This is a genomic window from Vagococcus acidifermentans (genome assembly GCF_003987655.1).
Taxonomy (GTDB): domain Bacteria; phylum Bacillota; class Bacilli; order Lactobacillales; family Vagococcaceae; genus Vagococcus_B; species Vagococcus_B acidifermentans.
On the sequence record NZ_NGKC01000013.1, the window covers coordinates 24,234 to 46,099 of the forward strand.

Genomic DNA, 21,866 nt, shown 5'->3' on the forward strand with positions numbered 1-21,866 from the left:
AACACCTGAGTTTGTTATGTTCAAAATTAAGCGATCAAAGGAGATAAGAACAAGATGATATTTAAAGTGTATTATCAGGAACAAAAATCACAAAGCCCTCAAAGGGAAAAAACAAAATCGTTGTACATGGAAGCAGCGGACGCTATCAATGCGCGCCGCATACTGGAAGAAAAGACACCTTACAACATAGAGCTGGTACAAGAACTGGGAGAAAACCATTTAGCCTATGAAAAGGAACATGCTGACTTCTTCTTAACGGAGTTTGAATAATTATGAAGCTGTCAATTAAAAATAATGAAACAGCTGTTTTCGGCATTGGCGGATTAGGTGAAATTGGCAAGAATATGTACGGCGTCCAATTTCAGGATGAGATTATCCTCATCGACTCCGGCATCAAGTTCCCGGAAGACGACCTGCTAGGCATTGACTATGTTATCCCAGATTACAGTTATGTCGTCAAAAACCTGCCGAAAGTAAAAGCACTGGTAATTACGCACGGTCACGAAGACCACATCGGCGGCATTCCTTATTTGCTGAGACAGGCAAATATCCCGATTTACGCAGGACCTCTGGCATTAGCACTCATTACCAATAAACTGGATGAACACGGCTTGCTGAGAGATGCCGAACTGCATGAAATGAACGAAGACACCGTGCTCAAATTCAGAAAAACGTCTGTCAGTTTTTACCGGACGACCCACAGTATTCCTGAAGCGTATGGTGTTGTCGTCAAAACACCTTGCGGCAACATCGTCTATTCAGGCGACTTTAAATTCGACTTCACACCGGTCGGCGAACCGGCAAATATTCATAAAATGGCGCGCATCGGCGAAGAAGGTGTTCTGTGTCTGCTGTCAGACAGCACTAATGCGGAAATACCGGAATTCACCAAATCGGAAAAAGTCATCGGCGACTCGCTATTGAAAATTATTGAAAAAGTCGAAGGACGGGTCATTTTTGCAACGTTTGCATCAAACATTTTCAGGTTGCAGCAAACAGCGCAGGCGGCAGTCAAAACAAACCGGAAAATTGCAGTCTTCGGCCGCAGCATGGAAAATGCAATCGTCAACGGGCGCCGGCTCGGCTATATCAATGTGCCGGACGACACCTTTATAGACGGACGCACCATCAACCAATATGCCGCCAATGAAATCATGATTCTCTGTACAGGTTCTCAAGGTGAGCCGATGGCTGCTCTGAGCCGGATTGCCAACGGTACACACCGGCAAATCAGCATACAGCCCGATGACACGGTGATTTTCTCAAGCTCGCCGATTCCAGGCAACACGATCAGTGTCAACCGCCTAATCAACTTGCTGTCAGAAGCGGGAGCGAATGTCATTCACGGCAAGATCAATAACATCCATACATCCGGGCACGGCGGACAGCAAGAACAAAAACTGCTGCTGCGTCTGTTGAAGCCGAAATTCTTTATCCCTGTTCACGGGGAATACCGGATGCTGACAGCGCACTCGCAGTCAGCCCAATCAACCGGCGTACCGAAGGAAAATTGCTTCATGATGGAAAACGGCGACGTGCTGGCGCTGACAAGTGATTCTGCCCGCATTGCCGGCCACTTTAATGCAGATGATGTCTATGTCGACGGCAGCGGGATTGGCGATATCGGCAATATTGTGCTCAAAGACAGACGTATTCTGTCTGAGGAAGGCTTGCTGCTGGCAGTGGCAACGGTCGACTATAAGAAACAAACCATTGTTGCTGGACCGGACGTTCTGTCGCGCGGCTTCATCTATATGCGCGAATCCGGCGAGCTGATTCAGGAAATTCAAAAACTCTTGTTCCACACAATCCGGAAAGAATTGAAAAAGCCTGACTGCAGCGAAGCGACCATCAAGGAAGCTGTCATCAACGCATGCGACCCGTTCCTAATTGAAAAAACTGAGCGCCATCCGATGATTCTGCCGATGATTCTGGAAGTCAACAGTTAAATCAAGTAACAATTACAGAACTTAATAACCACGGAAGCAAATGCTTTCCGTGGTTTTTTGGGCTGTCTGTCAATAATTAAAAAAAAGGAACCGCAGCATCGTCTGAACATTATGATATACTATGCCTTGTAGAAAAGTGAAAAGATGGCGGCTAATCTCTTGGATAAGTTGTCAAGACAACCAGAACTATAGCGATTCCAGAAGGTGATTCATCTGCTGTCAAGCAGATGATTGACCGTTTACAGTGACATTCAAATAACGAAAACACCCCGCCGGTCATCCGGCGGGGTGTTGTTATCTGATTAAATTAGTTTTTAACCACGTTTGCAGCTTGAGGGCCACGGTCTGTTTCTTCGATTTCAAATGATACTGACTGTCCTTCTTCTAAAGTCTTGAATCCATCGCCTTCAATTGCTGAAAAGTGTACAAATACATCGTTTCCTTCTTCTTGTTGGATAAATCCGAAACCTTTTTCTGCGTTAAACCATTTAACTGTTCCTTGAGCCATTCTGTTTTTTCCTCCTCGTGCCTAAGCACATAAATAATAATGATGTAATAGTTGCCTGGTACGATATAGAGGTGTCAAACGATGAAACAACTTCTATTGAACGCCAAAACAATAATTACAATTCTTATGATAACCCAATAATAGCGCAATTGCAAGCGCAATTACATTGTTATTGTAAGTTTATAGCCGATTTGTTTCCCGAAAACTGACGTAGCTGTCATTGCCGATGACCAAATGGTCCAGCAGTTCAATCCCCATCAGTTCGCCGCATTCTTTGACTCGTCTGGTAAAGGCCTCATCTTGCTTGGACGGGGCGCAGCTGCCGGTCGGATGATTGTGCGCCAGTATAATTTGTGCCGCAGAATAACGCACTGCCCCTCTGAATATTTCTCTCGGGTGGGCGATTGACTGGTTGACTGACCCGATAAACAAAATTTCTTTTTTAATCAGTTCGTTTTTAGTATTCAAGTAAAGAACGACCAAATGTTCCTGATGGTAATCTTTCATTTCTTCAATCAGCTGCCTGCCGAGTTCATGACTGGAGGTGATTTTACCGAGTTTCAACTGGTTGCTGTTGGCGATGCGTTTGCCAAGTTCAATCATCGCCTTGATTTCGATAGACTTCACCGCACCTACCCCGTTGATGGTCCGAAGCTCCTCCAATGACGCTTTTTTCAGCTCATACAAACTGTTGAAATGATTGAGGATGTACAGCGACTGTGTCATGACGTCCATTTCACGGGAGCCGGTCCGCAAAATAATCGCCAGCAACTCCTGATGGGACAAAGCTTCTGCGCCGTATTTTTCCAGACGCTCGCGCGGGCGCACCTCTTCAGGTACGCTGGACATAAAATTGGATAATTTTCCCATAAAAAACTTCCCCTTTCGTACTTAACATACGAAAAGGGAAGCTGTTTTATCTTTGCTTGATAAAATGAAGCACGTCTGCCAAAGAATCTACGATACAAAGGGTTTTTTCCCGCGCTTCTTCATCCGGCGGCAGCATGTCCGGAACCATGACGACAGGCACTTTGGCAGCATGAGCTGCCCGAATCCCGTTAATCGAATCTTCCAGCATCAGCGTTTCAACATTCGGTGTCTCCAGCAGTTCAACTGCCTTGTGGACTATTTCGGGATCGGGTTTGGCATTTTTTACATCATCCGCAGAAACAATCCCTTTGAAATAGTTTTGGATGTTGCTTTTTTCAAGCAGCACTTCAATATAATGTTTCATGTTGCTTGACGCAATGACCGCCGGGATACGTACCTCCTGCAAATATTCCAGCAGCGGCACAACGTACGGCTTGACCGGTGCACCATTTGTCCGAAACTCGTGCATCGTCGCCTGACGTGTTTCCTCAAAAAACGACTTGATTACTTCCGCGCGGTGTTCTGAAAAGTCATGCAAATATTTTTGAAACACTTCCTCATCCGACAAACCGACTTCGGTCAGATAGTACGCGTCATCATAACCTGTCAGTCCAAATTCCTTTGCCAGACGGATGTTCACTTCTGAATAAACCTTTTCCGTATCAAACAGCAAACCGTCCATGTCGAAAATAATCCCTTTAATTGACTGCAATCATTTCTCCTCCTGTTAAATAATGTCTGACCTGAGAGATAAAGTACAATGACCCGGTAACCAGCAGCATGTCGTCTTGAGACAGCTCCGGCAGAATTGCTGCCGCTGCCTGCTGCCAGCTGTCATACACCGGATAGGGCATTCCCTCATAGTCTTGAGCTTGCCGCGCTTTCGGATAATCAAAAGCCGACAAGTAAAGATGAACATTAGGCAGACGCGACAACCGGGCCAACATATGCCCGACATCTTTTGTCAGCAGTGCGCCAAAAATCACATAAATATCCTTATCGCCAAACTCGCTCCGTAAGTTATCGACCAGCCGTTCCACTGCCGGTTCATTGTGTGCGCCGTCGAGCACGATCAGCGGTTCCTCGGAAAGTCTTTCCATCCGTCCCGGCCATAGAGCCCGGCGCAGCCCGCCAGCAATATCTTTCCGCGACACACTGTAAGAAAGCAGTTCTGACAGCAGCAGGTAGGTTTCTATCGCTGTCGCCGCGTTTTCTGTCTGATGCCGGCCGATCATCGCTGTTTCCAGATTGGTCAAGCGGTACTCCCGATTATGAAAGTCGAACACCTCGCCCCAACGGCTTGCGGGATGTTTGTACTGCGCTGTGTAATCCTGAAACATGCCGTAAAAAGAACTGTTTTGTTTTTGAGCAGCATCTTTAATGACACGAAGCGCCTCTTCCTGGATATTGCCGGTGACAACAGGAACGCCCGGTTTGATGATGCCGGCTTTTTGTTCGGCTATCAGTTCAATGGTATCCCCTAAAATATCCATGTGGTCCATGCCGATGGTAGTAATCACGGAAACCAGCGGCGTGATAACATTTGTGCAGTCGTAAGTGCCGCCCAGCCCCACTTCGATGATGGCAATATCCACTTCCTCTGCCAAAAAATAGCAGAAGCTCATCGCCGTGATGATTTCAAACTCGGTCGTATGTTTCAGCGCATCATCCTGATCCATCTCTTCCACCAGCGGTTTGATGTAAGCAACCAGATCAATCAAATCTTCATCAGGAATCGGCCGGCCGTTGATCGCCATCCGTTCATTGAAGCATTCGATATACGGCGATGTGAAGGTGCCGACCCGCAGGCCCTGCTCTTCCAGCAGACATCTTAAAAATGTCACTGTCGAGCCTTTGCCGTTCGTTCCGCCCACATGGACCGTCCGGATACTGTTTTCCGGATGGTCCAGGCGGTCCAAAAGTGCATTTATTCGCGTCAGCCCAGGGCGGGAACCAAATTTCAATCTTCCGTGAATCCAAGCCAATGCTTCTTCATATGTCACACGATTATCCCCTTCGCTTACATTTTTCTTAACTGCTGCAGGCGCTCTTGTACAGCTGCCTGTTTTTCAAGATAGTCCTGCTCTTTGGCGCGTTCGGCAGCCACAACCTGTTCAGGTGCATTGGCGACAAATTTTTGATTCGCCAGCTTGCCTTGCACGCGCTTGACTTCCCCGTTCCACTTAGCCAGCTCTTTTTCTAGGCGGCTGATTTCTTCCTCGAGGTTAATCAAGCCTTCCAGCGGCAGGAAGATTTCACCGCCTTTAATGACTGCGCTCATCGCTGTTTCCGGTGCATCCAGTTCATGGTCGATGACAACTTTTTCAGGATTGCAGAAACGGTTGATGTACGTTACGTTTTCGGTCAGGAACGATTTGACCGTGTCATTGCTGGTTTTTATCAGCAGCGTAATCGGTTTGGAAAGCGGCGTATTGACTTCCGCACGGATGTTGCGCACCGCACGAATCAAATCTTTCAGCGTTTCCATGCCTTCAGCCGCTTTTTGGTTAGTGAGCGACTCATCTGCAACCGGGTAAGATGCGGTCATGATAGAGGCCCCTTCATGCGGCAGTTTTTGCCAGATTTCCTCAGTGACAAACGGCATGATCGGGTGCAGCAGACGCAAAATCTGATCCAATGTATACACAAGAATGCTTTTCGTCAGTTGTTTTTGCGTATCATCTTCACCGTACAGCACTTCCTTGCTCATTTCAATGTACCAATCACAGAAATCATCCCATATAAAATTATACAGAACTCTGCCCACTTCGCCAAATTCAAAGCGTTCTGACAAATGTGTGACCGCTTGGATGGTATCATTCAGCCGCGTCAAAATCCACTGGTCGGCCACGTTGCGGTCACCGGTAAGGTCAATGTCTGACACTGTCATGTCTGCGGCATTCATCAGCACAAAACGGCTGGCATTCCAAATTTTATTAATAAAATTCCAAGCGGCTTCCATCTTCTCATGGCTGAATCGCATGTCCTGACCGGGCGACGACCCATTGGAAAGAAACCAGCGCAGAGCGTCTGCGCCATACTGGTCGATAACGTCCATCGGGTCCACACCATTGCCCAGCGACTTGCTCATTTTACGGCCGTCTTCTGCCCGAATCAGCCCGTGTATCAAAACCCGCTCAAATGGCCGCTGGTCGGTAAACTCAAGACTTTGGAAAATCATCCGGCTCACCCAGAAGAAAATAATGTCATAGCCTGTCACCAGTGTGTTGGTCGGGAAGTAGCGCTGATAATCAGCCGCCTGCTCGTCCGGCCAGCCCATCGTCGAAAATGGCCAGAGTGCTGAACTGAACCATGTATCAAGCACGTCTTCATCCTGTACCCAATTTTCGATATCATGCGGCGCTTCTTCGCCCACGTATAATTCGCCGGTGTCTTTATGATACCAAGCCGGAATTTGATGCCCCCACCACAGCTGGCGTGAAATCACCCAGTCATGGACGTTTTCCATCCATTGGGTGAATGTCTGGCTGAAACGCGGCGGATAAAAAGACACTGCATTGTCTGTGTGCTGATTAGCAACCGCTTTTTCGGCCAGCGGCTTCATTTTGACAAACCACTGCGTTGACAACCGCGGCTCGACAATCACACCTGTCCGTTCAGAGTGGCCGACGCTGTGAATCATTTTTTCGATATTCAGCAGCAGTCCCTGTGCGTCCAAATCTTTCACAATTTGCTTGCGGGCTTCAAAACGAGTCATGCCGGCATACGCGCCTGCCTGCTCATTCATGCTGGCATCATCGTTCATGACGTTCACGCGCGGCAAGTCGTGGCGGTTACCCACTTCAAAGTCATTCGGGTCATGCGCCGGTGTGATTTTCACCACGCCAGTCCCGAAATCCATGTCAACGTACTCGTCCGCAATAATCGGAATTTCCCTGTCCATCAGCGGCAGGATGACTGTTTTGCCAATCAGATGCTGATAGCGTTCGTCTTCCGGATGGACGGCGACTGCTGTATCGCCGAGCATTGTTTCAGGACGGGTCGTAGCAATTTCGACATTGCCGGAGCCGTCCGCCAGCGGGTACGCGATATGGTAAAAGGCGCCTTCCACATCTTTATGAATCACTTCGATGTCCGACAAAGCGGTTTTAGCTTGCGGGTCCCAGTTGATAATATATTCGCCGCGGTAAATCAGGCCTTTTTTGTAGAGAGTGACAAACACTTTGCGGACAGCTGCCGACAGCCCGCTGTCAAGTGTGAAACGTTCCCGCGAATAATCCAGCGACAAGCCGAGCTTGGCCCACTGGTCGCGGATATGGCCGGCATATTCCTCTTTCCATTCCCATGTCTTTTCAAGAAATTTTTCTCTGCCCAAGTCATAGCGCGACACCCCTTCTTCACGCAGACGTTCTTCCACTTTCGCCTGAGTCGCAATCCCGGCGTGGTCCATGCCCGGCAGCCACAACGTGTCGTAGCCTTGCATGCGCTTTTGACGGATGATGATGTCCTGCAGAGTCGTATCCCACGCATGCCCCAGATGGAGCTTGCCTGTAACGTTTGGCGGTGGGATAACAATCGAATAAGGTGCCGCTGATTTGTCGCCGCTTGCTTTAAACAAGTCCTGCGAAAGCCACTGCTGATAGCGGCCTTTCTCCACATCAGCCGGCTGGTATTTAGTTGGTAAATTGGTTTCTTCGTTCATACATGCCTTCCTCTCTTCCTAAAACATAAAAAAAGTCCTAAAATATATTGCTATACTTTAGGACGAATCAACTTCGCGGTACCACCTAGATTATAGTACAGTCCACATAACGGCCGGTACTATCTCTTCATTTGTGAGTTAACGCTCACTAAACGGATAAACTATCTGCTCCTAAGCAACCTTCGCACCTTTCCAAATAAGAATCTTTCAGCAGTTGATTCTCTCTCTTTGAAATATCCGGGTGCTACTCCTCTTATTCAACGCATTTGGTTCATTCTACAATGAAATGCCCCGTCAAGTCAATCCTAACCTTATACTAAAGCTTTAGCCGCTGCCAGTGCTTTTTGATAATCAGGTTCCGTCGCTATTTCCGGTACAATCTCTTCATGGACGATCGTGCCTTGCGTATCCAGCACGAAAATAGCCCGCGCCAAATGACCGATTTCCGGAATATAGAGCCCGTAGTTTTTGGCAAACTCCAAATCCGTATCGCGCAGCATCGTCATATCCACGCCTTCTGCTGCACACCAGTTCGCTTGCTGTTCTTTAGTATTATTTGAAATGGTGACAAAGTGAACATCGTTATTGGTTGCAGCTTCCTGATTGAACCGTTTGGTTTGCAGTTGGCAAACGCTGGTATCAATGTCAGGAACCACACTGATAATGGCCGGTTTGTCCAGCAGTGCAGTCAATTCAACCAGCTGGTCGTTTAAATCCGGCAATGAAAAATCCGGTGCTTTTTCATTTATTTGGGGCTGGACCCCTTCTAATTCAACCGTTTTGCCTTTTAATGTTACGTTCATTTGCGACACTCCCTTTTCATATATTGTTAAGACAAGTATACGCAAAATAAAATTAAAAAACAAAGAAGTTGCTTTAACGCAAGGTTTCAATCATGTTGTGATTTTCATCAAAGTAAATCAGAGTCTGCAATTCGGTCGTCAGATCAATGTATTGCACTTGCACGCTTTTCGGAATTTTTAACCGTCTTGGCGCAAAGTTCAATATCGCTGTCACGCCTGCTTTCACAAGAATATCAGCGACCGGTTGTGCCCGTTCGCTCGGAACAGTCATAATCGCCGTTGTTATTTGTTCTTTCTTTATTGTCTGTTCCAGCTCGGAAATGTCCTGAACTTTGCATTCATTCACTTTTGTGCCGATGACTTCCGGATCGACATCGAAAGCTGCCACAATGTTCAAATTTTTATTTTTTCTGAAATTATTGTTAATCAGCGCTTTTCCTAGATTCCCCACGCCAACCAAAGCAATCCTTTTTTCAATTTCCGTGTTGAGAATAGAGCTGAAGACTTCTATCAAATACGACACATCATATCCGTAGCCGCTTCTTCCCAATTCACCAAAATTAGAAAAATCACGCCGGATGGTTGCCGACGGAATCTGAATCATCTGACTGAAATCTTTTGATTTGATGCGGTTCACACCGCTTTTTTCCAAAGACTTCAGATAGCGGTAATAAAGCGGGATCCGTTTTGCTGTAGCCTTTGGTATAGTTCTGCTTTTCTTTTCCACGTAATCGCCTCCTCCCAAACATATCTTGTTATTATTTTCACATTATAGTGTAACATGCAATTGTCTTTTTTTCAATATCTTTGTGAAAATTGCGGTGGACAAAAAAACTAGCTCACCTTGACGTGAACTAGTTTAATGCTAAAACAACTCATCCATTTGCGTGTCGCTTTTGTAAAGAAACTGATCAGAGTTTTTGATTGCCTCAACTCGAATCCCTGCCAGACAGCGGTCAATCAATCCTTCCACATCAAGCGACTGCTCGTAATGTTCAACCCGCTCGAGCTTGGGTTTGGTTTTGGGCTGAGGCGGGGCAAAGATAGTGCAACAGTCTTCAAACGGCTGGACCGCCAAGTCGAAGGTATCGATCGCTTCGGCTATCTCGATGATTTCATTTTTATCCATCGTGATGACTGGCCGGATGACCGGTGTCGCCGTCACACTGTTAATCGCCAGCATGCTGTGCATCGTCTGGGAAGCCACCTGTCCGAGCGATTCGCCGGTAATGATGGCCAAGCCGTTGCGCTTCTGGCGGATGCGGTCAGTGAGCCGCAGCATGAAACGGCGGGTGACGGTCATCAAATAACCCGACGGGACGTGTTTCTTGATTTGTTCCTGAATTTCCGTGAAAGGCACTTCAATGAATTGAATGCTGCCGCCGTAAGCTGTCAGCTTCACTGCCAGTTCTTTTGCTTTGTTCAGCGCATTTTCACTCGTGTATGGCGGGCTGTGAAAATGGACTGCTTCAATCGTGACGCCTCTCTTCATGGCAAGGTAGCCGGCTACCGGCGAATCAATGCCGCCTGACAGCATCAGCATCCCTTTCCCGCTTGAACCCACCGGCAAGCCGCCTGCGCCTAAAATTGTTTCACAAGACAAATAGGCTGCCTCGTTTCTAATCTCCACCTGCAGTGGAATATCCGGCTTGACCATCTGCACGGTAATATCCGGAAAAGCCGCAATCACAGCCGCCCCGACTTCCCGGTTCAGCTCATTGCTGTCAAGTGCGAATGATTTATCCGACCGTTTGCCGATGACTTTAAACGACATGCCTGACTGATATACTGAGGCCACCATTTCAACTGCCGACTGGTAAATCACAGACAAGTCCTTGTCGATTTTCAGCACAGGTGAAAAACTTTGGATGCCGAAAATCGGCCGCAGCAGCGACATGACATGCGCACTGTCGGCCCCGTTCAGCACAAGGTGCATACGGTCATGGTCGCCGTAAATTTTGACACTCGGGTATTGGTGCAATGCGCTGCGCACATTTGCCACCAGCTGGTTGATAAACACACGGCGGTTTTTGCCTTTTGTGGACAATTCACCGTATCTTACCATAATTTCTGTATACTTCATGGGTATCCTCCACTAACTGTTGATTTGAGAAAATTGCTGATACAGCTGTTTGAAAACAATCATGAACTGCTCTGCTTCCATCAGCGTATTGGTTTCATCCAGACTGAGCCGGACACCGGTCGTCCGCTCCGACTCCGGCACACCCATTGCCAGAAGCGTACTGGATTTGACTTTCTTTTTGCTTGAGCAGGCACTGGTTGTCGACAAGTAAATTTCTTTTTGTTCAAACGCATGGACCAGCACTTCACCCCTGATGCCTTTCAGACCAAAACAAAGGATGTGCGGAGCACTCGTATCAGAATGCTCGGAAAAAATCCTGACTTTGTCAAAAGATGCCAGCGACGCCATCAAGTAATCTTTCACTGCTCTGATGTGTGCCGTTTTTTGTTCACTGTCTGTCAACGCCAAGCGAAACGCTTTGGCCATACTGACAATGCCGGCAACATTTTCCGTACCGCTGCGCTGATTGTTTTCCTGACCGCCGCCTGCCAAAAGCGGAGCGATTTTACGGCCCTGACGCCAAAAAACAAAGCCGGTTCCTTTTGGCCCGTGAAACTTGTGCGCCGAAAAAGTTGCAAAATCGACTCTGTCTGTCAGCCAGTCAGTCACCGGCACTTTGCCGACAGCCTGTACGCTGTCCACATGAAAATGAATGTTGGGATAGGCTGCAAGGCATTCGCTGATTGCACGAATCGGCTGGACCGAACCCACTTCATTATTGACCGCCATAACGGAAACTAAAATCGTTTCTTCGCGAATCAGCGGCTGCAAATCTTCCGGCTGAACATGACCGGTGGCATCCACCGGCACACGTGTCACATCAAATCCTTGTTCTGCCAGTTGATTGACCGTTTCACTGACTGACGGGTGTTCAATGCTCGAGATGATAATGTGATTGCCAAAGGGGCGCTTGGCTGCCGCTGTGCCTTTGATGACCCAGTTATTCCCCTCTGTAGCACCGCTGGTGAAAAAAATTTCCGAAGGTGCCACATCCAGCAGTGCCGCCAGCTGTTCGCGTGATTTTTGCAGCAGCAGGCCGGCTTGTTCACCCAGCCGGTGCAGACTGGAAGGATTGCCGATAAAACGCTGGCTGGTTTTCATATAAGTATCCAGCACCTCCGGAAGAATTTGCGTTGTTGCACTGTTATCAAAATAAATCACATTCGTCACCTTTTTCTATAAAATTCAGTATTCATTATATACGCATTCAAGCGTAACAGCAAACAAAAGAAAAACAGCAGGAGAGCCTGCTGTTTATAATATATCATCGCGGTTGTTCTGATAAAATGTCCGGATACGGGCTGTCACGCCCGGTTCGATTCGTTCCAGCTCCGCAGCAATCACATCCAGCGCATCACTGTAACGGTGCTCTCTGGAGAATAAACTCAAACTGCGGTCAATGGCGTTCTTGATTTCCGGATGGGAGAAGCGGAAACGGTTGGCATGTTGAATCATCTGCTCGGTCAGCGCCGCATCGTCCACCAGACTGTTGGATTTCTCCCTGAGGATGGCGATGTCTTCATCGCACGCCCGCACTAAGTTGTCGATGTAGTTCATGTCGATGCGAATTTTATTTAATTCATCGGCCAAATCTTCCACACGCTCGCTGGTGACAAAAAAGAATTCCAGATAGCTGTTCGGAATACCCGGCAAGCGCTGTTTCTCAACGAACCGGCGGATGTTGCGCAGCTCCAGCTCGTAGTCGTCAATCTTCTGAACTGCACGGTGCTCACGCACATTCAGTTCTTTGACACCTCTGTCAATCGCCACTTGCTGTTCCTCAATCTCTTCCAGTTGCGCCAGACTTTCCTCATAGAATTTCGCAACCTTCGAGAATACTGCCTCGTTGCTTTCTAGTTTCTCATTGTAAGACTCATACGTTTTTTTGATTTCATCCATCAGCGCCTGAAATCCGCGGGTCACTCCCAGCTCGTTATTGTTTAAAATATAACTTTGGGAAATGTGGTCCAGCTCAATCATCAGCTGACGGTTGTTTTTATTGGCATGGCTCAGGAAGCCGAGCAAATTGTCTTTGTTTTCAATGACATAGCGTTTGGCTGAAATTTCCTTTTCCATGATATCGTATAACTTATCAATGTCTTTCGCAGTTTCCTTGTTAGCTCGTTCAACGGCATCGACTTCCAGTTTTTCCAAGTCAAGCAGTGTGGAACGGATTTTTTCCTCCAGCTTTTCAACACGCTCGTCGATGTCGTCTTCTTCAAAGACATAGTTATCTTTTTTCAGCGTCTCGTAGCCTTCTTTGATTTCTTTCAGCTGTTCAGGGAACACCGTATCCAGCGTTTCAAACTGCGGCGGGATACGCTCGACAGTCTTTTGAATGGCATAGGTTTTTTCTTCCGCCTGGTCAAGCACTACCCGGGCTTCCATCGGGTCACCGGCTGTATTCAGCGCCATGAACTGTGAAAAATCGCGGTCGATGCTTTTAATTTGTTTTTCCAGTTCCTTAAAGGCATTGCCGTATTTTTCTTCTTCACTGACGACTTCTTCACTGATTTGATGGTACAAGTCCAACGCTTCCTGGACTGCTTCGGAGTTGCGGGCTTCGCTTTCACGCAGGTCCTTCAGACCGTCACGGATAGTTTCTACCTCGGTTTCCATTTCAGTCATGGTCTGGTTGGCCTCATCAAGCGCAGTTTTAACTTTCATAAAGCGGAAAGTGTCGTTTAAATTTTCGACTTCAAAGATTCGGCTTTCCAGTTCAGCAAAAGAGATGGTCGACAAGTCTACCCATTTCTGGTTCCATTCCCTGAACGTGTTTTGACTCTGACCGACAAGGTGCATCTTCTTAACCTCGTCAACCTCGTCCAGCACTGGCAGGTCAAACAGCGTCGTCTTGCGTTCTTCCAATTCTTGCAGACGTTCCAGATTTTTTTTCTTCAATAAAAAAGCGATTAAGTAGAGTACCGCCGCAACGACGATCACTCCCAAAAGAATCCACAGCACTATATTCGGTTCCATTAACTTTCCTCCATCTATCTCCATGAACTTCAGCATAATCTATCAAAGTTAACATCAAAAAGCAGCCCATTTTCAGAAAAATGGATGACTTTGTATAAATCTTAACATTAATTTTTTGCATCTATTTCAGATTATAGCATATTCATATCCTCACTTCATTAATAATAGCGGAAAAAATCGTTTTTTTCAATTGCGAAAGCCCTTTTCCGTTCGGCATCTTTTCTTAAAAATTTGAATGTTCGGCAAATCACGGACAATTTCCAAAAAAAATGAGGAAAATATCATTTAAACATTGATTTTATAGAATTTATTTTGTATGCTTAAATTTACTTATATTCAATTAGTCAATGATTGTGACAGTCGTTAATACGTAGGAGTGAAGACATGAAAGTCATTAAATTTGGCGGAAGCTCGCTGGCTTCAGCTGAACAGCTGAAAAAAGTACTAAACATCATTAAAAGTGATCCGGAACGCAGAATCGTTGTCGTCTCAGCGCCCGGGAAGCGCTCGGGAAGCGACACGAAGGTCACGGATTTGCTGATTCAGTATGCGGAAGCGTACTTAGCCGGCAAGGACTACACCGCCATTCAACAACAAATTATTGACCGTTATCAGAGCATGGCTGACGAACTGGGCCTGCACTCTGCCATGAATGACGTCCGGGACGGCTTGCAGGAGCTGGCTAAAATGGACAAAAACAGCCCAGAACGTGTGCTGGATGCGTTTAAAGCCAGCGGCGAAAACAACAATGCGCTGATTGTTGCCGAATTTTTGGCGAAGAACGGTCTCCCTGCAGTATATGTAAATCCGCGTGAAGCGGGTATCATTGTCAGCGATGTGCCTGGCAATGCACAGATTCTGCCGGATTCTTATGAAAAAATCTATCAGCTGACCGAACGCGACGGCGTATTGGTCATCCCGGGATTTTTTGGTTACACGGAAAACGGCGACATTTGCACGTTTTCCCGCGGCGGCTCGGATATTTCGGGAGCCATCGTGGCAGCTGGTGTCAAAGCCGAGCTTTATGAAAACTTCACCGATGTGGATGCTATCTTCTCGGCCCATCCCGGCCTGGTGAAAAATCCGAAAGCTATTACTGAGTTGACGTTCAGAGAAATGCGGGAGTTAAGCTATGCAGGCTTTAATGTGCTGCACGATGAAGCATTGATTCCGGCTTTCCATGCAGACATTCCGGTCGTCATCAAAAATACCAATAACCCCGAAGCGCCCGGCACACGGATTTCCAGTGCACGGACTATCGGCAAAGAGACCGTCTCCGGAATTGCCGGCGACAGCGGCTTCTTAAGCATTTATTTAAGCAAGTATTTGATGAACCGCGAAGTCGGTTTCGGCAGAAAGGTCTTGCGGATTTTGGAAGACATGCACCTCAAATACGAGCACATGCCGTCCGGTATTGATGATATTTCGATTATTTTGCGGGAAGATCAGTTCACGGACGAAATCGAGCAGACATTAATCAGACGTTTGAAGGAAGAACTGCATCTGGACGAAATCAAAATCAAACACGACTTGGCGATGGTGGCGATTGTCGGCGAAGGCATGAAAAACAGTATCGGCGTTGCTGCCAAGGCGACACGCGCACTTGCTGACAATCAAATCAACATCGAAATGATCAACCAAGGGTCTTCCGAAGTGAGCATCATGTTCAGCCTTGAAAATGGACAGGAAAAACGCGCAATCCGTGCCTTGTATGATGCTTTTTTCAACTAACTTACTGCTAAAAAGAAGAAACGCAGCCGTTATTCGCTGCGTTTCTTTTGTTTTTCAATTTCATTAAGGATACGTGCCTCCGGAGCATATTTCTGCTCCCAGTTTGCCGGTTTCAGCACTTTGCCGGTCACCGGATGATAGTGCGGCTTGCCGTCAGGAAAGACTTTCCCCATATTAGCGCGATGAACAATGTTGAAAATTTCTGTCGGGTCGACCCCGAGCATCACAAATGACCCGTAGGTAAAATAAAGCAGATCAGTCAGTGCATCCACTTCATCCACCAAAGGCGTCACTTCTTTGTCTGCTGCAAGAACCTTTTCAACAGACTGGTCAATCGTTTCCTTTAAATAATCGACTGCTTGCAAAAAAATCTCCTTGTCGTTATCTGCTGCGGCATACAGAAATTCCACAATCTCCTCTGCCTTAAACCCCGAGCGGTGGCGAGCCGTTCTTTCTGACAAGGGGGCCGGTGCATGATGCGCAACCGGGTCGAATACTGCATGAAATTCTTTGACTTGCTGGTACGGATTCATCATATTATATCGCCACAACTCCTGTTTCTAAATAATGTTAAAATGCTTCAATGCATGAAAAATACCGTCTTCATCGTTCGTCCACGTTACAAAATCTGCCACTCTTTTCACGTCGGCATTGCTGTTGCCCATTGCAACCCCCAGTCCGGCATGCGTCAGCATCTCAATGTCATTCCAGCTGTCACCAAAAACCGCTACCTCACCCATGTCGACACCTAAATAGTCAATGGCCTGCTGTATTCCCACCAGCTTTGAGCCGCCTTTTGGAATAATATCGACTGAATACGGATTGGATCGTGCAAAATGACAATCCGGAAAGGTCTGCTCCAATTGTTTTTGAGCAGACAGCGGGCTGATGAGAACACACTGATAAATTTTTTCCTGGAAAATTTCCAGTTCTTGATACGACATACTGCCAAAGAGTGGTTTTGCCGCCAGCTGCTCCAGTGTTTGTCCTAATTTTCGGTAATGCGTCAAGAGCGGCAAAATTTGCTTGATTTTTTTGACAAGCGCCGTTTGGCTGACTTGCATCGTCTGACTGCCATGATAGGCATGACGCGTGCCGAAAATCATGCGGCTGTTCGTCTCATCGCCATAAACTGCCAGCCGCTCAACCGTTTCGCGAGGAAACGGATAGTCATAAATCCCTCTGTCTTCCGTAAATACCAGCTGACCGTTGTACACCACGTAACAATCGGCTGGCAGATAGTTAATCAGCTGCTGCAGCTTGATGGGGCTTCTACCGGTTGCGATACCGCAAACAATGCCTTGCGCCTTCAACAAATGCACTGCCCGCCATGTAGATGGCAAGAGCGCCCCTTTTTTGTCGAGCAGCGTGCCGTCTATATCAAAAAAAACAGCTTTGATCATCTTGTTGCCTCCTCTTTAAAACAATGATGTCTGACTCGGATTCAGCCCCTCATACGTGATATGCAAATAGTCCTTCAACATCATCGCATTGTCAGCTGCGTCGCCGGCAGAATTGTTATTGAAAATAACGGCTGTCTCCCGTCCGTTCAGCGAGCGGATGACCGCAGCCAATTCTGCCAGCTCATCCGCAGAATAGCGGTATAGATTGCGCTTTTTCCGCCAGTCTGGACTTTTATCCAGCCAGTTTCCTTTGTTACGCCCGTGCAGTCTGACGTAGACAAATTCGGGGTTGGTCACCTCAGGGACAAACGGGACAGAATGAATCGCGACTTGGGGCTGGTCAACGATAACCAGCGACATCTTCTCTTTGCGCATGAACGCGAGCAGGGACGGCAGCATGTCTGCATCATACCAGCTCGTATTGCGCAGCTCGATTGCCATCATGTCATCAGGAAATATTTTACGCAGTTTCCGCAAATACACAATGTGTTCTTCCGTACAGTCAAAAAAACTCGGAAACTGAAACAAAATGGCAGCCAGTCTGCCCGAATCGCGCAACGGTTGAAGAAAGTCAAAAAAAGCCTGATACATTTCTTTTTCCGATGCGTAGCTGTCCTCCCACGACCGCTGACGCGTGATGCCCTGATATGCTTTGATGATAAATTTAAATGTGTCAGGCGTTTGCTTCAGCCAGTCCTGCGCAGCGGCTTTGGAACGGATACCGTAAAACGTTGTATTGATTTCCACTATGGGCAAAACGGATGCATATTCGGACAAGGTCAGCTCATCCTGATGCAGCAAACTGCCATGTTCTTTCCATGTTGTCAATCCGATTTGAATCATCCGTTATCACCTCTTAACACATCTTATCTTAACAAATTATCCTGTGAATGAAAACTATCAAAAACTGCCGCCGGCTTCCCGGCGGCAGTTTATTCAATTCACTATCGTCATAAGTTACACTTCATCCGCGACACCTAAAATAGTTGCAACAGTTTGCTCCATCTCCTCCGGCGCAACCACGGTATCGTGACGGATGGCCGCCTTTTCCAAAGAACTGACAGCGTCCGGAATCGGCACGCCGCTGATGTCTTGCAGTGTGTCGACAAGCGTAAAATCGTCTGCCGTCGCTGTTTTTTTCTGAATCGCTTCGACCACAGCCCGTGGAAACTTGTACGGACTAGCAGTCGCTGCAATGAGCGATACCCGCTTATCGCCGGTATCATTCCGGTAATCAGCAAGGACTTTGGCAGCTACTGCTGTATGAGGGTCAGCAACATACCCCGTTGCTTCAAACAGCCGGCTAATCTCAGCCGCAGTTTCCTCCTCTGTTGCATAATTCGCATAGAAAAGCTGAAGCCCTTGCTTCATCTCATCTGTCAGCTGATATTCGCCTGTTTCTGCCAGCTGCGCCATCAAAGCGGACGTCACTTGATCCGATTCCCCGGACAGCTCGAACAGCAGTCGCTCCAGATTACTTGACACAAGAATATCCATCGACGGCGAAGACGTCACAAAGAACTGGCGACGGCGGTCGTAGACACCCCGGTTGAAGAAATCAGTCAGCACATTGTTCTTGTTGGAAGCACAAATCAGTTTACCAATCGGCACGCCTATTTTGCGGGCATAGTAAGCGGCTAGAATGTTGCCGAAATTGCCGGTCGGCACGCACACATTGATCGCTTCTCCCTGCTGCACCGCCTGTTTGGCAATCAGCTGGGCATAAGCATAAACATAATACACGATTTGCGGAACCAGACGGCCGATATTGATTGAATTGGCTGACGAGAACTGTATCCCGTTTGCATGCAGTTTTTCCCTGAGCGCAATGTTGTTGAACATTCGTTTCACATTGGTCTGGGCATCGTCAAAGTTGCCGGTGATACCGACAACGTAGGTATTCTCACCAGTCTGGGTGAGCATCTGGCGTTCCTGAATCTGACTGACCCCGGACTTCGGATAAAAAACAATGATTTTAGTACCCGGCACATCGGCAAAACCAGCCATGGCAGCTTTACCAGTGTCGCCGGAGGTCGCCGTCAAAATCACGATGTCGCGGTTCACCTGATTCTTTTTAGCAGCAGTCGTCATTAAATGCGGCAAAATGGATAGCGCCATGTCTTTGAAAGCAATCGTCGCCCCGTGAAACAATTCCAAATAGTAATCACTGCCGACTTTTTTCAGCGGCGCAATTTGTTTATCAGAAAATTTGTCATCGTAAGCCGCAGCAATACAAGAGTGCAGCTCTTGTTCCGTAAAGTCAGTTAAAAATGCCTTCATTACTAAAAGCGCAACTTCCTGGTACGTCATCTTTGCAAGACTGGCAAAATCCAACACGACCTCCGGCATCTCAGAGGGTACATATAGACCACCGTCTGCGGCCAGTCCTTGAAGAATAGCTTGCGATGCAGTTACCTGATTATTTTTATCCCGTGTACTTCTATAAAACAACGTCATCCTAAACTCCCCTTTTCCACAGCTATAACGTAAGTAGTAACAAACAGTATATCATTTTATTAAGTAAATTTTAATAGTTTTGTTACCTATTTATCAGCTATCAGAAAAATTTCATCAATCTTTCAACTATCTGCCGGTAAAACGGGAGCTCGAAAGGCACATTCTTTTAAAAATGAAGCCGTGATGGATGCAACCAACTATTTGCCAAGACCTAGCAGCACAGCATTTTTACGCCGATTTTTGTTTGTTAGGTCCTCTTAAGCCGATAATCACTGCTAAAAATAGCAAAATGAGCGGAATAATCACACCTTTTCCTGTTAAAAATATTTTTGCCGCATTGAAAACAATGATGGCAGCAACAATCCAGTTGGCGTACGTCATAATAAATTTCATTTAAAATTCCTCCTTTAAATGAATCTTATAGTATAATACAAGATGTAACACAAAACGAACTTATAAGTTCCCAGGAGGATACGCTATGCACTTCGGCGAAACGTTTAAAAAATTCAGAATAAATAAAGGGCTGTCCCTAGTTGATGCAGCTGATAATATCGTTTCTCCACAATTTTTGGGACGATTTGAAAAAGGACAAAGCGACATGACAATCAGCAATCTCTACTTGCTTTTATCACATATTAATGTGGGGATAGACGAATTTTTTTATGAATACCAAAAGAACAGAGCATTGTTTTCTTTAGAAGTATTTGAAGAGCAGCTCGATCTTATTTATCATACGAAAGACAGGCATCTTTGGCTTAAGCTATATAGGAAAAACTTGGAAAATGTGACGGAAGAAACGAATCAATACTACCACATTGACCAATGTTTAAAAAATTGGTCGAATTACGTTTTCAAAACAGAGTATATCATTGATTTTCAAACCATTATTGACTATTTGGAAGCTATCGAAACGTGGGGAAAATACGAATACTTTTTAGCAACTTTCTTTATTCGGAATATTCCAGTCAAACACCTGAGTTTACTCTTTCAAAAAGTTTTCCAGAAAAAAATCGACCAGCTTCCCCTGCAAGCACAAGCCTATGATTTTTATTTCCACGTGTCAACACGGTTGATTGCCGAAAAAGAATATGACTTGGCTGAAAAAGTGATTGAGTATTTTGAAAAAATTCAGGAACCTGAAAAAGTGCTGTTCAACATGTGGATACTGGCTAGCCAAAAACTGTTAAAAGCCATCTTGCTGCTTGATAAAGAGCCCGAGCAAGGTGTGTTGCAATGTCAACAGCTGCTCTCTTTGTATGAGGACTTAGAATTTTATATTTACGCAAAGCGCATTAAAGAAATTGTTTTTGAGATGACAGGGGAAAAATTAGTTTAACAGGGACTGATTGAGAAAATCAATCCTGCTGCAGTTACCGTTGACTCTTTTCCAGCAAGAAAAAATAATTAAACTTTGATAATAACAACTGGCAGGCAACTGTTTTCAAACAATTTACTCGCCAGTTTTTTTACTTTGTCAATCTAATTGTTTTGACTTCATATGCTTGAAGTTCAATATCAGTATCTGCTTTGTAGCATATTTCAGTATTTTTTTCCATAAGATTTGTTTCTCTTAAATTAAATTTGCTGCATGACGTTATTTTTATCGACTGTTTGCCACCAGTTACGTTATTAATGCGCAAAATCCAACCATCGCCGTCCGCTGCTTTCTTCAATGCGCTAACCATCACCGGTTCTGATGAATCGATACTAATTTCCGGAATGAACTCTTGGCCATCAGTAACAAGGAATGGAGTCGCATTTAGCTCCCAAGCCTCTTCGATTACTTTACCTTCAATGAAATCACCTTTATGAGGCAGCAAACTGTAAATAAAGTGATGCTTTCCGATGTCTGCATTCGGATCAGGATAGATGCCTCCTTTGAGCAAACTTAATCTCATCTGATTATCCTTAATATCATAACCATATTTGCAGTCGTTCAACAAGCCGACACCATAACCATGCTCGGACAAATCTGCCCATTGATGGCCGACTGTCTCAAATTTTGCCATATCCCAAGAAGTGTTCCAATGAGTTGGACGTTCAACATTCCCATATTGGATATCGTACAATGCTTTTGTGCTGCGGACATTAACATCAAACTTGACTTTCAGCAAACGTTGGTGCTCGCACCAGTCAACATCCGTAATAAAATCAATCCGCCGCGAATGCTTGTACACACGCATTTTTTGAGTCAGTTTCGACTGTCCGAAAACAGCATTTGATGTGACGTCTGCAAACAACTCATTATTTTCAGTAACTGTTGTGCCACTGAATCGGATATCTGTCTTCTTCTCCTGATAATAAATATCTATATCCCATGCATCAAAGTTCATTGGTTTGTCTTCAAACAATTGCAGGACATTGCCCGGACCGTTTACTGCCTATTAAGTAAAATAAAACGAACAAAATTGATTTATGCC

General features: G+C 46.1%; 20 protein-coding genes and 1 other annotated feature. Of the genes, 4 read left to right on the forward strand and 16 right to left on the reverse strand.

Annotated elements, in window-relative coordinates; genetic code table 11:
- Nucleotides 1-54 precede the first annotated feature (54 nt).
- Nucleotides 55-270: a DNA-directed RNA polymerase subunit epsilon gene (locus tag CBF27_RS10905; protein ID WP_126814336.1), complete on the forward strand. Its 216-nt coding sequence runs from the start codon at nucleotides 55-57 to the stop codon at nucleotides 268-270.
- Nucleotides 271-272: 2 nt separating this feature from the next.
- Nucleotides 273-1,949 (forward strand): ribonuclease J1, encoded by a 1,677-nt coding sequence (gene rnjA, locus CBF27_RS10910; protein ID WP_126814337.1) that lies wholly within the window; start codon nucleotides 273-275, stop codon nucleotides 1,947-1,949.
- 307 nt (nucleotides 1,950-2,256) lie between these two features.
- On the opposite strand, the gene CBF27_RS10915 is transcribed toward rnjA, so the two are convergent.
- From CBF27_RS10915 to CBF27_RS10960, 10 genes are all read right to left on the reverse strand, one after another.
- On the reverse strand, nucleotides 2,257-2,457 hold the full coding sequence (locus CBF27_RS10915) for a cold-shock protein (RefSeq protein WP_126814338.1): 201 nt from the start codon (nucleotides 2,455-2,457) through the stop codon (nucleotides 2,257-2,259).
- A 180-nt stretch (nucleotides 2,458-2,637) separates the two neighbouring features.
- Entirely contained in the window at nucleotides 2,638-3,327 is a 690-nt protein-coding gene (radC, locus tag CBF27_RS10920) for a RadC family protein (RefSeq protein WP_245986053.1), read from the reverse strand.
- 46 nt (nucleotides 3,328-3,373) lie between these two features.
- Nucleotides 3,374-4,039 carry an HAD family hydrolase gene (locus tag CBF27_RS10925; RefSeq protein WP_126814339.1) on the reverse strand — a complete coding sequence of 222 codons (666 nt, stop codon included), beginning with the start codon at nucleotides 4,037-4,039 and terminating at the stop codon, nucleotides 3,374-3,376.
- Nucleotides 4,026-5,330, reverse strand: a complete 1,305-nt coding sequence (locus CBF27_RS10930) for a bifunctional folylpolyglutamate synthase/dihydrofolate synthase (RefSeq protein ID WP_126814340.1) — start codon at nucleotides 5,328-5,330, stop codon at nucleotides 4,026-4,028. Before CBF27_RS10930 ends, CBF27_RS10925 begins: the two co-directional genes overlap by 14 nt.
- Before the next feature lie 17 nt (nucleotides 5,331-5,347).
- Nucleotides 5,348-7,990: a valine--tRNA ligase gene (locus CBF27_RS10935; RefSeq protein ID WP_126814341.1), complete on the reverse strand. Its 2,643-nt coding sequence runs from the start codon at nucleotides 7,988-7,990 to the stop codon at nucleotides 5,348-5,350.
- Nucleotides 7,991-8,045: 55 nt separating this feature from the next.
- Nucleotides 8,046-8,260, reverse strand: a binding site (T-box leader).
- 41 nt (nucleotides 8,261-8,301) lie between these two features.
- Nucleotides 8,302-8,793 (reverse strand): thiol peroxidase, encoded by a 492-nt coding sequence (tpx, locus tag CBF27_RS10940; RefSeq protein WP_126814342.1) that lies wholly within the window; start codon nucleotides 8,791-8,793, stop codon nucleotides 8,302-8,304.
- Nucleotides 8,794-8,866: 73 nt separating this feature from the next.
- Nucleotides 8,867-9,520: a redox-sensing transcriptional repressor Rex gene (locus CBF27_RS10945; RefSeq protein ID WP_126814343.1), complete on the reverse strand. Its 654-nt coding sequence runs from the start codon at nucleotides 9,518-9,520 to the stop codon at nucleotides 8,867-8,869.
- Nucleotides 9,521-9,658: 138 nt separating this feature from the next.
- The gene (thiI, locus tag CBF27_RS10950; RefSeq protein ID WP_126814344.1) at nucleotides 9,659-10,876 is read right to left on the reverse strand and encodes a tRNA uracil 4-sulfurtransferase ThiI; all 1,218 of its coding nucleotides are present in this window, start codon (nucleotides 10,874-10,876) and stop codon (nucleotides 9,659-9,661) included.
- A 12-nt stretch (nucleotides 10,877-10,888) separates the two neighbouring features.
- Complete coding sequence (locus CBF27_RS10955) at nucleotides 10,889-12,037, reverse strand: cysteine desulfurase family protein (protein WP_126814345.1); 1,149 nt, start codon at nucleotides 12,035-12,037, stop codon at nucleotides 10,889-10,891.
- A 93-nt stretch (nucleotides 12,038-12,130) separates the two neighbouring features.
- A complete protein-coding gene (locus tag CBF27_RS10960; protein ID WP_126814346.1) occupies nucleotides 12,131-13,855 on the reverse strand; it encodes a septation ring formation regulator EzrA in 1,725 nt (574 codons plus the stop codon).
- A gap of 384 nt (nucleotides 13,856-14,239) precedes the next feature.
- On the opposite strand from CBF27_RS10960, the gene CBF27_RS10965 reads away from it, so the two are divergent.
- Complete coding sequence (locus CBF27_RS10965; RefSeq protein ID WP_126814347.1) at nucleotides 14,240-15,586, forward strand: aspartate kinase; 1,347 nt, start codon at nucleotides 14,240-14,242, stop codon at nucleotides 15,584-15,586.
- A 29-nt stretch (nucleotides 15,587-15,615) separates the two neighbouring features.
- Here the strand turns inward: CBF27_RS10965 and CBF27_RS10970 are convergent, their stop codons facing one another.
- The 5 genes from CBF27_RS10970 to CBF27_RS14180 form a co-directional block, all read right to left on the reverse strand.
- Nucleotides 15,616-16,119 carry a pyrophosphohydrolase domain-containing protein gene (locus CBF27_RS10970; protein ID WP_126814382.1) on the reverse strand — a complete coding sequence of 168 codons (504 nt, stop codon included), beginning with the start codon at nucleotides 16,117-16,119 and terminating at the stop codon, nucleotides 15,616-15,618.
- A gap of 27 nt (nucleotides 16,120-16,146) precedes the next feature.
- Nucleotides 16,147-16,989, reverse strand: coding sequence for a Cof-type HAD-IIB family hydrolase (locus CBF27_RS10975; RefSeq protein ID WP_126814348.1), 843 nt, complete (start codon nucleotides 16,987-16,989; stop codon nucleotides 16,147-16,149).
- Between the two features lie 15 nt (nucleotides 16,990-17,004).
- Complete coding sequence (locus tag CBF27_RS10980; protein WP_126814349.1) at nucleotides 17,005-17,832, reverse strand: DUF72 domain-containing protein; 828 nt, start codon at nucleotides 17,830-17,832, stop codon at nucleotides 17,005-17,007.
- A 114-nt stretch (nucleotides 17,833-17,946) separates the two neighbouring features.
- Nucleotides 17,947-19,446: a threonine synthase gene (thrC, locus tag CBF27_RS10985; RefSeq protein WP_126814350.1), complete on the reverse strand. Its 1,500-nt coding sequence runs from the start codon at nucleotides 19,444-19,446 to the stop codon at nucleotides 17,947-17,949.
- Between the two features lie 228 nt (nucleotides 19,447-19,674).
- Nucleotides 19,675-19,839 carry a hypothetical protein gene (locus CBF27_RS14180; RefSeq protein ID WP_170175096.1) on the reverse strand — a complete coding sequence of 55 codons (165 nt, stop codon included), beginning with the start codon at nucleotides 19,837-19,839 and terminating at the stop codon, nucleotides 19,675-19,677.
- Between the two features lie 85 nt (nucleotides 19,840-19,924).
- Here CBF27_RS14180 and CBF27_RS10990 point away from each other — a divergent pair, with 85 nt between their 5' ends.
- Nucleotides 19,925-20,782 (forward strand): helix-turn-helix domain-containing protein, encoded by an 858-nt coding sequence (locus CBF27_RS10990; protein WP_126814351.1) that lies wholly within the window; start codon nucleotides 19,925-19,927, stop codon nucleotides 20,780-20,782.
- Between the two features lie 130 nt (nucleotides 20,783-20,912).
- Here CBF27_RS10990 and CBF27_RS10995 read toward each other — a convergent pair whose 3' ends face one another.
- Nucleotides 20,913-21,803, reverse strand: a complete 891-nt coding sequence (locus CBF27_RS10995) for a glycoside hydrolase family 38 C-terminal domain-containing protein (protein WP_281273700.1) — start codon at nucleotides 21,801-21,803, stop codon at nucleotides 20,913-20,915.
- Nucleotides 21,804-21,866: the final 63 nt, after the last annotated feature.

What these genes read in the sequence shown, in the direction of transcription:
- CBF27_RS10905 (WP_126814336.1), top strand. Translation starts at nt 55, where the DNA reads ATGATATTTAAAGTGTATTATCAGGAACAAAAATCACAAAGCCCTCAA.
- rnjA (WP_126814337.1), top strand. Translation starts at nt 273, where the DNA reads ATGAAGCTGTCAATTAAAAATAATGAAACAGCTGTTTTCGGCATTGGC.
- CBF27_RS10915 (WP_126814338.1), bottom strand. Translation starts at nt 2,457, where the DNA reads ATGGCTCAAGGAACAGTTAAATGGTTTAACGCAGAAAAAGGTTTCGGA.
- radC (WP_245986053.1), bottom strand. Translation starts at nt 3,327, where the DNA reads ATGGGAAAATTATCCAATTTTATGTCCAGCGTACCTGAAGAGGTGCGC.
- CBF27_RS10935 (WP_126814341.1), bottom strand. Translation starts at nt 7,990, where the DNA reads ATGAACGAAGAAACCAATTTACCAACTAAATACCAGCCGGCTGATGTG.
- tpx (WP_126814342.1), bottom strand. Translation starts at nt 8,793, where the DNA reads ATGAACGTAACATTAAAAGGCAAAACGGTTGAATTAGAAGGGGTCCAG.
- thiI (WP_126814344.1), bottom strand. Translation starts at nt 10,876, where the DNA reads ATGAAGTATACAGAAATTATGGTAAGATACGGTGAATTGTCCACAAAA.
- CBF27_RS10960 (WP_126814346.1), bottom strand. Translation starts at nt 13,855, where the DNA reads ATGGAACCGAATATAGTGCTGTGGATTCTTTTGGGAGTGATCGTCGTT.
- CBF27_RS10965 (WP_126814347.1), top strand. Translation starts at nt 14,240, where the DNA reads ATGAAAGTCATTAAATTTGGCGGAAGCTCGCTGGCTTCAGCTGAACAG.
- CBF27_RS10970 (WP_126814382.1), bottom strand. Translation starts at nt 16,119, where the DNA reads ATGAATCCGTACCAGCAAGTCAAAGAATTTCATGCAGTATTCGACCCG.
- CBF27_RS10975 (WP_126814348.1), bottom strand. Translation starts at nt 16,989, where the DNA reads ATGATCAAAGCTGTTTTTTTTGATATAGACGGCACGCTGCTCGACAAA.
- CBF27_RS10980 (WP_126814349.1), bottom strand. Translation starts at nt 17,832, where the DNA reads ATGATTCAAATCGGATTGACAACATGGAAAGAACATGGCAGTTTGCTG.
- thrC (WP_126814350.1), bottom strand. Translation starts at nt 19,446, where the DNA reads ATGACGTTGTTTTATAGAAGTACACGGGATAAAAATAATCAGGTAACT.
- CBF27_RS14180 (WP_170175096.1), bottom strand. Translation starts at nt 19,839, where the DNA reads ATGAAATTTATTATGACGTACGCCAACTGGATTGTTGCTGCCATCATT.
- CBF27_RS10990 (WP_126814351.1), top strand. Translation starts at nt 19,925, where the DNA reads ATGCACTTCGGCGAAACGTTTAAAAAATTCAGAATAAATAAAGGGCTG.